The organism is Streptomyces diversicolor (genome assembly GCF_057537855.1).
Genome location: NZ_BAAJXA010000026.1, coordinates 133626 through 144189 on the forward strand (window position 1 = coordinate 133626; position 10564 = coordinate 144189).

11 protein-coding genes are annotated in these 10564 nt (G+C 74.7%); 8 read left to right on the forward strand and 3 right to left on the reverse strand.

The genetic code is table 11. The annotated features are described in order from the left end of the window. Nucleotides 1–38: 38 nt before the first annotated feature. The gene (locus AC27LF_RS28520) at nucleotides 39–902 is read right to left on the reverse strand and encodes a hypothetical protein (RefSeq protein WP_479656686.1); all 864 of its coding nucleotides are present in this window, start codon (nucleotides 900–902) and stop codon (nucleotides 39–41) included. Between the two features lie 553 nt (nucleotides 903–1455). Here AC27LF_RS28520 and AC27LF_RS28525 point away from each other — a divergent pair. After that, nucleotides 1456–2247 (forward strand): SDR family NAD(P)-dependent oxidoreductase, encoded by a 792-nt coding sequence (locus AC27LF_RS28525; protein WP_479662986.1) that lies wholly within the window; start codon nucleotides 1456–1458, stop codon nucleotides 2245–2247. Nucleotides 2248–2383: 136 nt separating this feature from the next. Next, complete coding sequence (locus AC27LF_RS28530) at nucleotides 2384–3196, forward strand: polysaccharide deacetylase family protein (protein WP_479656688.1); 813 nt, start codon at nucleotides 2384–2386, stop codon at nucleotides 3194–3196. Between the two features lie 104 nt (nucleotides 3197–3300). Here AC27LF_RS28530 and AC27LF_RS28535 read toward each other — a convergent pair whose 3' ends face one another. After that, entirely contained in the window at nucleotides 3301–4368 is a 1068-nt protein-coding gene (locus AC27LF_RS28535; RefSeq protein WP_479656803.1) for an MGDG synthase family glycosyltransferase, read from the reverse strand. Nucleotides 4369–4719: 351 nt separating this feature from the next. On the opposite strand from AC27LF_RS28535, the gene AC27LF_RS28540 reads away from it, so the two are divergent. From AC27LF_RS28540 to AC27LF_RS28555, 4 genes are all read left to right on the forward strand, one after another. After that, nucleotides 4720–5628, forward strand: coding sequence for a DMT family transporter (locus AC27LF_RS28540; RefSeq protein ID WP_479656689.1), 909 nt, complete (start codon nucleotides 4720–4722; stop codon nucleotides 5626–5628). A gap of 99 nt (nucleotides 5629–5727) precedes the next feature. Further along, nucleotides 5728–5883, forward strand: a complete 156-nt coding sequence (locus AC27LF_RS28545; RefSeq protein WP_479656690.1) for a DUF6131 family protein — start codon at nucleotides 5728–5730, stop codon at nucleotides 5881–5883. A gap of 322 nt (nucleotides 5884–6205) precedes the next feature. After that, complete coding sequence (locus tag AC27LF_RS28550) at nucleotides 6206–7246, forward strand: Dyp-type peroxidase (RefSeq protein ID WP_479656691.1); 1041 nt, start codon at nucleotides 6206–6208, stop codon at nucleotides 7244–7246. Between the two features lie 19 nt (nucleotides 7247–7265). Next, nucleotides 7266–8102: a family 1 encapsulin nanocompartment shell protein gene (locus AC27LF_RS28555; protein ID WP_479656692.1), complete on the forward strand. Its 837-nt coding sequence runs from the start codon at nucleotides 7266–7268 to the stop codon at nucleotides 8100–8102. A 43-nt stretch (nucleotides 8103–8145) separates the two neighbouring features. Here the strand turns inward: AC27LF_RS28555 and AC27LF_RS28560 are convergent, their stop codons facing one another. Next, on the reverse strand, nucleotides 8146–8877 hold the full coding sequence (locus tag AC27LF_RS28560) for a DUF1275 family protein (RefSeq protein WP_479656693.1): 732 nt from the start codon (nucleotides 8875–8877) through the stop codon (nucleotides 8146–8148). Between the two features lie 234 nt (nucleotides 8878–9111). Here AC27LF_RS28560 and AC27LF_RS28565 point away from each other — a divergent pair, with 234 nt between their 5' ends. Both AC27LF_RS28565 and AC27LF_RS28570 read left to right on the forward strand, forming a co-directional pair. After that, nucleotides 9112–9564, forward strand: coding sequence for a hypothetical protein (locus tag AC27LF_RS28565; protein ID WP_479656694.1), 453 nt, complete (start codon nucleotides 9112–9114; stop codon nucleotides 9562–9564). A 181-nt stretch (nucleotides 9565–9745) separates the two neighbouring features. Continuing rightward, complete coding sequence (locus AC27LF_RS28570; RefSeq protein ID WP_479656695.1) at nucleotides 9746–10492, forward strand: hypothetical protein; 747 nt, start codon at nucleotides 9746–9748, stop codon at nucleotides 10490–10492. Nucleotides 10493–10564: the final 72 nt, after the last annotated feature.

A 10564-nucleotide genomic window follows, 5' to 3' on the forward strand; every position in this document is an offset into this window, starting at 1 on the left:
GGTCGGGTTGGCCCACGGCCGCCATCGAGCATGCCGGGTCACCGACCGTCCGGGCGGCGGCCATCCGCTGAGCCGCGGACTCTGCCGCCTGGGACGTGTACCAGGTCGTGGTGATCGTCATGGTGCGGGTGGCTGTCGGTGTGGGGGTGGGCAGTGGCGTGGGAGGCACCGGCGTCGGTTGTGCGGCGGTGGGCAGTGGCGTAGGTGGCACCGGCGTCGGCTGTGCGGCGGTGGCGGTGGTGGTGGCGGTGGGTGTCGGTAGGGGCAGAGGCGTGCGGGACGGGACCTGTGGCGACGGACCTGGCCTTGTCGGCTGCGGCTGCGGCTGCGGAGTCGGTGTCGCTGCCGGTGTCGGCCCTGCGGGTGTCGGTTTCTGGGACGGCGTCGGTGCCGACGGCCTCGGGTGTGCGGATGCCGGGGCCGCCGTCGGAGTCCTCGTCGGTGGCGGCTGTGCCGGCGGTGCCGGTGTCGGTGTGGCCGGAGGACGCGGGGGCGGCGTGGCGGACCGGGTCGGTTTCGCTGGTGTCTCGGACGTCGGTACGGGGGAAGGGGGCGCCGTCGTCGGGCCGGGCGCCGTCGGGTGGGCCGGTGGCGTCGGCTGCCGAGCTGTCGCCGTCGCCGTCGCCGTGGCCGTCGGTCGGGGTGCCGGCGGGCGCGTCTCCGCCGGCCGTGGGGCGCTGGGTGTCTGCGTCGGTGTCGGCCGCGTGGTGCTGGACGTCGGTGTCGGCCGTGGGGCGCTGGACGTCGGCGTTGGCGGGGTGGTGCTGGGCGTCGGGGTCGGCGGGGTGGTGCCGGGGGTCGTCGGCTGGGGCGTTCGTGAGGGTGGTGTCGGCAAGGTCAGGTTTCCCGAAGGAGACGGCGTCGGGCGGGGCGTGCCGCCGTGCGGCCCCGTCAGAAACCACACGCCGATGCCGCCACAGACAGCCACGGCCGCGCCCGCCGCGATCCACGGGGCCTTCCGGGGTGGGCGTCGGTGACGGTTCATGGTTCTCACTGTCCGTCCGGCCATCGGGTACTTCAAGCGGGGCCGGTGGCGTCCAAGCACCCTCCCTGGCGCCGCTGACCTGCGGTTATGGCACAGCGTCGGGTCATGCCCCGGACCTGCGCCGGCCCATGACGCGCGGTGCGGCCCGGCGTCGGCGGCCCGGGTCCGGCACCGCCGCCGCACAACGGGTCTTCGCATTGCTCCATTCGGCTTCGGCGAAGGCGCCCTCCCCGTCCGCGATCCGTGGCGCGGCGGTCCGGAAAACCGGCCGCCGAAGCGGGCAGCGGCCGGTGCGGCGGCGGGTTTGAAACCGGCGAGTCGCGGCTACCCCTCGATGGTCGTCGTCATCGTCGAAGGCACGCGTGCGCGAGGACCGACGGGGCTCGGCAGGCGCGCTCAAGGCGGCCCGCGGACTCCGGCGCCGTGCCGAGGCCCGCCACGCCGAGGAGGTCAGCTTGGGACGCGTCACGGTGGATCCGTACACGGGGCCGACGACCCGCGCACCGGGCACCGTACCCACGGCGGGCGTGGCGCTGGTGACGGGTGCCTCGTCCGGGATCGGAGCGGCCGTCGCACGCTCCCTGGCGACCGAGGGATGGGAGCTGCTGGTCTCCGGACGCGACCGCGCCCGGCTGGACACGGTGGCGCGCGAGACGTCCGCCGTCGCGATCCCCTGTGACCTGGCCGCCGCCGACGGCCCCCGGCAACTGGCCCACCGGGCCTTCGGGAAGGCGCGGGACATCGATCTGCTCGTCGCCGCGGCGGGAGTGGGCTGGGCCGGACCGTTCGCCTCGATGCCCGCCGACGAGGTGGACCACGTGCTCACCGTGGACCTGGCCTCGGTGGTGCACCTGGTCCGTCAGCTGCTGCCCCACATGACGGCGCGGCGCCAGGGCCGGCTCGTGCTGATCGGCTCCGTCGCGGGAAGCGTCGGTGTACGGGAGGAGGCGGTGTACTCCGCGGCGAAGGCGGGCCTCGGCGCCTTCGCGGACGCCTTGCGGTACGAGTTGAAGGGCACCGGCGTGCGGGTGACCCATGTCGTGCCCGGCGTGGTGGACACCCCGTTCTTCGCCCGCAGGGGGGTGCCCTACGCGCGTACCCGTCCGCGTCCGGTGCCGCCGGAGCGGGTGGCCGCCGCGGTCGTCACGGCGGTACGCCGCGACCAGCCCGAGGTGTTCGTGCCCGGCTGGCTCCGGGTGCCGATCGCGGTGCGCGCCCTGGCACCCACCACGTACCGGCGGCTGGCGGGCCGCTTCGGTTGACGCCGCCGCGCCGCCACGAGACCACGGCGCCACGAGACCACGGCGCCACGGCGCCACAAGGCGACGCCGCCACGGCGCCCGCGCGGGAGCCGCGTTCGGGCCGGACGACCGTACGGGGACGCGAAGGGAGACGGACGTGCCGGACGACATCCGCTGGGGCCGGTGGTGCACCGGGGCGCTCGCCGTCCCCGCGCTCGTCGCCGCCGCCCACCTCGGGCCGGCCGGAAGCTGGCTGCCCGGCCCGCGACGCGCCCTGCTGCCCGTGCTGGCGGGCACGGGCGCGCCCGACCATGTGGCGCTCACCTTCGACGACGGTCCCGATCCCCGTTCCACCCCCGCCTTCTTGGCCGCCCTCGACCAACTGGCGGTCCGTGCCACGTTCTTCGTGCTGGGCGAGCAGGTGCTGCGCCACGGGCGGCTGAGCCGTGACATCGTCCGGCGCGGTCATGAACTCGCCGTCCACGGCTGGACGCACAACCGCCCCTGGCGGCCCGCCCCGCGCCGGGAGACCCGGCTGCTCGCACGGGCCGCGCACGCGGTGGCGCAGGTGTCCGGCACCGCCCCCATCTGGTACCGGCCGCCGTACGGCATCCTGACCGGCGACCGGCTGCTGGCCGCGCGCCGCACCGGACTGCGCCCGGTGCTGTGGACTGCCTGGGGCCGCGACTGGACCGGCGACGCCACCGCGCGGTCCGTGGCCGCGACCGTACTGGCCGATCTGCGGGGCGGCGGCACGGTGCTGCTGCACGACACCGACCGCCATGCGGCACCGGGATGCTGGCGGGCGACGCTGGCCGCCCTGCCCGCACTGGTGGGGGCGTGCCGGGCGGCGGGCCTGTCGGTGGGCCCGCTCGGCGAGCACGGCGTGGTGAGCCCGGTGCGTACGCCCGACGCCGGGGCGGCGGGCGTCACCGGCAGATGGCCGGGCACCGGCGCCGGCCTGCGATGATCCGGTACGGGCAGGGCCGCAGGTGTCGCACACCGCGGCGCGCCGGACGCACCCGGCCGCGGCGCGGGGCCCCGACCGATCCGGTCGCCGCCGCGGCCCGGACGTCAGGCGTCGCCGTCGGACCCGCCCGTGCCCGCGCGGGCGGTCAGCCGCTCCAGCGGACGGACGACGTCCCCCCGGACCAGGCGGCGGCCGGGCACCGAGCCGCCCTGGCCGAGGCGGTCCAGGGCCCGCACCAACTCCCAGGCGTCGTCGGCGTACTCGGTCAGGCCGAGCGCCGCCATCCGGTGCACGCCCTCGGCGCCGTGGCCGGGAATCGGACGGTACCCGATGACCGGGACACCGACGGCGAGCGCTTCCAGCGCCGTCTGCCCCGCGGCGTTGTCGACCACGGCGGAACAGGCCGCGATCAGGCCCGGCATGTCGTCCACCCAGCCCATGGCGAGCGTCCCCGGCACCCGCGCCAGGGCGCGGCGCAGCCGCTCGTTGCGCCCGCACAGGGCGACCGGCAGGTATCCGGCGCCGGACAGCAGCCGGGCCGTCGCGCCGAGCCGGCTGCCCACCCCCCACGCCCCGGCGGACAGCAGCACGGGCGCACGGCGCCCGGCGGCGTCCGCGAGCCGGCGCCGCCAGTACGGCTCGCCCGCCGGGTGCGGGCGGAAGTGGTCCGGCAGCAGCGGACCGCACGCGGTGGCGGGCCGCCCCAGACGCAGCCGTACGTCCTGGGCGATCTCCTCGGTGAGGCAGAGATGGAGGTCGTTCCCCCGGTGCAGCCACTGCCGGTGCACGGCGAAGTCGGTGATCACCACCGCGCTGGGGACCGTGAGCCGGCCGCGGGCACGCATCCGGCCGGTCAGCTGTGCGGCGAGATGGAAGACCGCGACGACCGCGTCGGCGCGACCGTGCGCCACCTCGGTGCGCAACCGGTCCTCGGCGAGCGCGGCGAGCGGGGTGCTGCCCGGCCGAGGCCCGTCGCCGGCCCGGAAGAACGCGGCATAGATGCCCGCGTACACCAGGGGGGCGTGCCGGATCGACGAGCGGTAGAAGCCGCGCAGCCCCGCGCCGATGCGGGCCGGCAGCAGCTCCAGTACGTCCGTGTGCAGCGCCTCGTGTCCGGCCGTGCCGAGGCGCCGGGCCAGCTCGACCGCCACCGCGTCATGGCCCGCCCCCATGCTCGCGCTGACCACCAGCAGCCGGCTCACGGCCGGCGCCGCACCGGTTCGGGACCGCCCCGCCCGGGCGCGGCGGTGTGCGGGGGCGGGCAGGGATCCGGCGGGCACGGACGCGGGCACGGACACATATGCGGCATGGTCACCTTGTATCGCACAGTGGGCCACAGGTATCCGCACGACCGGCCGCCAAACGGGGGCCGGTCGGCAGCCACCCGTCGTGCGCAGCCTCAAGCGGGCAGGTTTATCCCCGCGCACGGCGGTTACCACTGTGTTCGTGCCGTCGGCTGCCGCTCGCCCACCAGCTGTGCGGTGGCCGCTCGCCGGGGCTTCCCGCGAACGACAGGCATCCGCATGAACGTGCTCACCGTCGTCACGGCCCTGCTGTCCGCGCTGTGCAACGCGGCGGCGTCCGTCCTGCAGCGCAGGGCCGCGGTCCAGCCGGACGGGGTCCGCGGCCGGGGCGCGAAGGCGGCGGTCGCCCGGCTCGCGGGGCTGCTGAGGCGTCCGTTCTGGTGGGCCGGCGCGATGGCCATGCTGCTGTCCGCGGTCTTCCAGGTCATCGCCCTCGACTCCGGGGAACTGTCGGTCGTGCAGCCGCTTCTGGCCAGCGAACTGCTGTTCACCCTGCTCATCGGGGCGGTGGTGTTCCGGCACTCGCCCGGCGCGCGGACCTGGCGCCCCTTCGTGATGCTCGCCGTCGGCCTGGCGGTCTTCCTGCTCAGCGCGTCCCCGTCCCAGGGCGGCGAACGGGCCGGCGACTGGCGCTGGCTCCTGGTCGGCGGCGGGCTTGCCTGCTGTGTCGCCGCCCTGCTCGCGGCGGCCCTGCGGCTGCGCGGCCCCCCGCAGGCCGCCACCCTCGGCACCGCGACCGCCGCGTGCTTCGCGGTCACGGCCGCGCTCATCAAGGAGGTGACCGGGCGCTTCCCGGACGGACCCACCGCGGTCCTCACCACGTGGCACACCTACGCCGCCGCCACCACCGGGGTGCTGAGCGTGCTGCTGCTCCAGTGGACGTTGCGGGCCGGCACCCTGGCCGTATCCCAGCCGGCCCTGACGCTGGGCGACGCCCTGATCAGCGTCGCCCTCGGCGGCCTGCTGTTCGGGGAGACCATCGCGCTGGGCTGGCGCCTGCTGCCCGAACTGGTGGGCGTCGCCCTCATGGCGGCCGGCATCGTCGGACTGACCCGGTCGCCCGTGGTCAGCGGCGGCGGCAGCTGGGACGAGGCGGAGTCGGCGGCGTCGGTGCCCAGGCGCCGCTGACCGGGTGGTGCGCGCCGCCCCGTTTTGGCGCCGGCGGACGGGATATTCGGCCCCCAAGAGGTCGAAGAGGTTCGTCCAACGAACCCCGAGGGAGTGGCCATGATTGTTCTGGGGATCATTCTGCTGGTCGTGGGATTCCTCACCAGCCTGAACTTTCTGTGGACGATAGGAATCATCCTCCTGGTGATCGGGCTGATCCTGTGGATCCTCGGCGCCTTGGGACACGCGGTCGCAGGCCGTCGTCACTACTGGTGAGCACACCAGGGGCGCCGGGCCGGGTACGCCGGCCGGGCGGGACCGCCTGTCCCCACCGGCCGGTGGCGGGGGCCGAGGCCGGGCCATACGGTGAAATGAGTGCCCCGGAAGCACCCGATCGGGTCAGTGCCTGCGCGCGGATTCCGGGCCGCCGCAGGCCGGAGCCGCCGCACACGTGTGCGCATGTGCCTCCCCGTTCGCGATCATCGCCGCTTCTGTCCATGACCGTCAGGAAGGGGAGCCCTTGATGCCCGCACACTCCCGGCGGCCGGTGCCCCAGCCCGTGTTGTCGCCGCTCACCAGCGCGGCGATCTTCTTGGTCGTGACCATCGACGAGGGCGGCGAGCCGGTCGTACGGGAGACGCTGTCGGACGTGACCGGGCTCCAGCGGGCGGTCGGCTTCCGGGCGTCACAGGACGGACGGCTCAGCGTGGTCGTGGGCATCGGCTCCACCGCCTGGGACCGGCTGTTCGCCGGCCCCCGCCCGGCCGAGCTGCACACCTTCCGTGAGGTGGCCGGCGCCCGGCACCGCGCCGTATCGACCCCGGGCGACCTGTTGTTCCACATCCGCGCTGCCCGGCTCGACCTGTGCTTCGCACTGGCCGCCGAGATCATGGAGCGGCTGCGCGACGTGGTCACCACCCGCGACGAGGTCCATGGCTTCAAGTACTTCGACGTGCGTGATCTGCTCGGGTTCGTCGACGGCACGGAGAACCCGACGGGCCCCGCCGCGGACGCGGCGGTCCTGATCGGTGACGAGGACCCGCCGTTCAGCGGCGGCAGCTATGTGATCGTGCAGAAGTACCTGCACGACCTCCAGGCGTGGAACGCCCTTCCGGTGGAGGCCCAGGAGTTGGCGATCGGACGCCGGAAGCTGTCCGACGTCGAACTGGACGACGCCGTCAAACCGGCCGACTCCCATGTGGCGCTGACCACGATCGAGGACCCGGACGGGACGAAGCACGAGATCCTGCGCGACAACATGCCCTTCGGCAGCGTGGGGGACGGCGAGTTCGGCACCTACTTCATCGGCTATGCCCGCACCCCGGCCGTGACCGAACGGATGCTCGAACGCATGTTCCTGGGCGACCCGCCGGCCTCCCACGACCGGATCCTGGACTTCTCCACCCCGGTGACCGGGTCGCTGTTCCACGTCCCCACCAGTGACTTTCTCGACAACCTTCCCGATCCGCCGACCGCGGGCGAAGCCGAGGAGACCGCCGGCGCGGACGACACCGCCGGCGCGGACGACACCGCCGGCGCGGACGAAAGCGCCGGCGCCGACGCGGCCGAGGCCATGCCGACGGCGCTCCCGGCGGCCGTCGCCGACGGCTCCCTCGGCATCGGCGATCTGAGGACGTGACAGGAGGCGAGCCCGCACGATGGACAATCTGCACCGGGAACTGGCACCCATCTCCGCCGCGGCGTGGGCCGATCTGGAGGACGAGGCACGGCGCACGTTCAAACGGCACATCGCGGCCCGCCGGATCGTCGACGTGCCCGAGCCGGGCGGCACCGAACTCGCCGGTGTGGGCAGCGGCCACCTGGCGGACGTGGACGCACCGGCCGACGGGGTCACGGCGCGCGTCCGCCGGTTCCAGCCCCTCGTGGAACTGCGGGTGCCGTTCACCGTCGACCGGCAGCAGGTCGACGACGTCGCGCGCGGCGCCAGGGACGCGGACTGGCAGCCGGTCAAGGACGCCGCCCGGAAGATCGCGTTCGCCGAGGACCGCGCTGTGTTCGAGGGCTATGCCGCGGCGGACATCACCGGGCTGCGGCAGAGTTCGTCCAATGCCTCCCTGGTCCTGCCCGCCGAGGTACGCGCCTACCCCGACGTCGTCAGCAAGGCCCTGACGGCGCTGCGGCTCGCGGGCGTCGGCGGCCCGTACGCGCTGGCGCTGAGCGCCGAGGCGTACACCGCCGTCAGCGAGACCTCCGACTACGGCTACCCGGTCATCAAGCACATCGCCCGGGTCCTGGACGGCGACATCGTCTGGGCGCCCGCCATCGACGGCGCCTTCCTGCTGTCGAAACGCGGCGGGGACTTCGAACTGCGCATCGGTCAGGACGTGTCCATCGGCTATCTGTCACACGACGACACGAGCATCCGGCTGTACTTCCAGGAGACGCTGACCTTCCTCGCGTACACCGCCGAAGCGGTCGTGCCCGTAGGACCGCAGACCCCGCCGACCGACCGCCCCCGGGAGGCGAGGCTGTGAAGGCCGTGGTCGTATCGATCCTCGACCCGGCGGTGCCGGGAGGTCACCTCGGCGGGGCCTGACGCATCCGGAGCAGGGGCCGGCAGGCCGTCAGCAGGGCGCACAGGACCAGCACGGCGGGCAGGGCGACGGCCCACGCCGGAGCCGTCCGCAGGAGTGCCATGCAGGCGCCCGCACCCACGATCAGGGCGCCCAGCCGGGCCGGCACCCACCGGTCCGGGCCGCCCGCGCCCACCCCCTTGACGATGTACGTGGCCAGCGTGCCGGTGAGATAGGTGGTGGGTGCCGCGGCCCGCCCGGCCGCCACCATCGCCGCGGCCTGGATCCCCATGGCCGCGGCGGCACCGAACTGCAGCACGTCCCGCAGCACGTCCCCCGGCCTGCCGTCGACGGCGGCCCAGGTCCCTGCGCCCACGGCGAGTAGGACGGCCTCGCCGCCCAGGCAGAGCATCACCGGTGCCGGCCAGTGCGTGACGACGCCCGTGCGCCGCCGGGTGAGCCACGCGACCGCCGCGGCGCCCAGCCCGAACCCCGCCAGCGCCAGCAGCGCCGCCGTCACCCCCGTGTGCTGCCCCCGGCCGATCGCCATTCCGAGCAGCGCGAGGTTGCTCGTCATGACCCCGGCGAAGACATGGTCCAGTGCGGTGAAGGAGACGGCCTCCACCGCCCCGGAGGCCGCGACCAGCAGAACCACCGCCACCCGCAGCGCCACCTCCGGTCCGGCAGGCGGTCGTGCCGGGTGCGGACCGGCTCCCTCTGCGCTGACCTCGCTCACAACGCCGGAGCGTAACGCAAGCGGGCTTCCCGCCCCGGTCGCCTTCCTCGTGTTGTCGGTGCCCGAACCACTCGGCGCCGTACGCGGGGTACGGCGCACCGTCCGGGGCCCCGATGATGCGCCCTTGTGTTCGGGACCCGCCCCCGCGGTGTGCCCGCGGGAGAGCCGTGGAACGGAATGACCGTGAAAGGTCCGTGCGGTACGGACGCCGGGCATGCGGTGAGGGGCTGGACGATGAGGACGGGAGCGCACCGGGGCGCGGTGGCGGCGCTGGGGCTGGGCATGGCGGTGGCCGCCGTGGGCTGCGGATCGGACGGCGGTCCGGACAGGGGCGGCTCGGGGGAGGGAGCCGGGCCGCGTCCCACGACGGCCGGTTCCGCACCCGACGGCACCCATGGCACCGACGCCGCCGACGGCACCGATGTCGCCGACTGCTTCGACGGACGTTGCCGGCTGGTGGTGACGCGGCAGCCGACGCGCGTTCCGGTCGACGACCGGTTCGGGGTGGGCGCGCTTGAGGTCACGAGCGTCACGGCGCGCTCCGTGGTCGTACGGGCCGCGGGCGAGGGCACGTTCCTGTCCACGTCGGTCGGCGAGGGCGGCACGGGCAGCCTCAACGGGCTGGGCTTTCGCGTGACGGAACTGCGCGACGGGAAGGCCGTGCTCGACTTCTTCCCGCAGAAGTAGCCCGCCCGGCTCTCGGGTCACGGACCCCGGTGCCGTGGACGGCGCTCTGCGCGTGCGTCGCCCCGCTCATTGCCTTGTTCCGGCAATCCGGCCGGGACGCGCACTGCCGGTGGCCGCCCTGGGCGGTGCCCGGCCCCCGTGGTCCAATGCGCTGACGGGGTCCTACGGGGAGGAACGCGCGGTGAGGTCGTCAAGGCAGGACGTGCTACGGGCCGTCGTATGGCTGGTGTTCGCGGCTCTGACCGTCGGCGGCGGGGTGGCGATGGCCTACGAGATACCGGGAGCGCTGGAGCGCGAGCGGGAGTACCGTGCCGCGCCGGCCTGCGCCTCGGTACCGGTGGTGGCGTCGGGGTGCCGGTGGAACCAGGAGTTCACCGTGCGCGGGGCCGCCTTGCACCGCGGCAAGAAGGGCCGTCCGCCGGAGGCCGAGTTGTTGCTGCCGTCCGGCAAGCAGTGGGACGTGACGTTCCCTCAGACCGATCCGGTGGTCTCCGCGATGGAGCCGGGCGACAAGGTCGTCGGCGTCATCTGGCACGGTGAGGTGGTCGAGGTACGGGACGCCGCCGGACAGCGGCAGCAGACGTCCGCCGGGCCCGTGGGGTGGCCCGAGGACCGGTTCGGCGGCACGCTCGCCTGTTTCTCGTTCGGCTTGGCGGCCCTCGTCGGTGGGCTGTGGTCGCTGTTCGCGCGGGGCGACCGGCGGCACGGGAGAGCGGCGGCCGTGGTGCGGTGGCACGGTGTCGGCATGGGCGTCGCCGCCATCCTGACGCTCTGGGCGCAGGCCGCCAACGACTGGCCGATGTGGGCGATCTGGGCGATCTGGGGGCCGGTCGCGCTGCTGCTGCTCGCCTCCACGGTGGCCTTCTCCGTCGCCGCGCTCCGCGGCGACCTGGACGACGACGCCCCGGCCACCGCCCCGACCGCCTGACCGCGCCGAAGCAGCGCGGCACCGCCAGCGCTGCGGCGCCCGCCCGCCCCCGTAGGCTTGAGTTTTAACCTC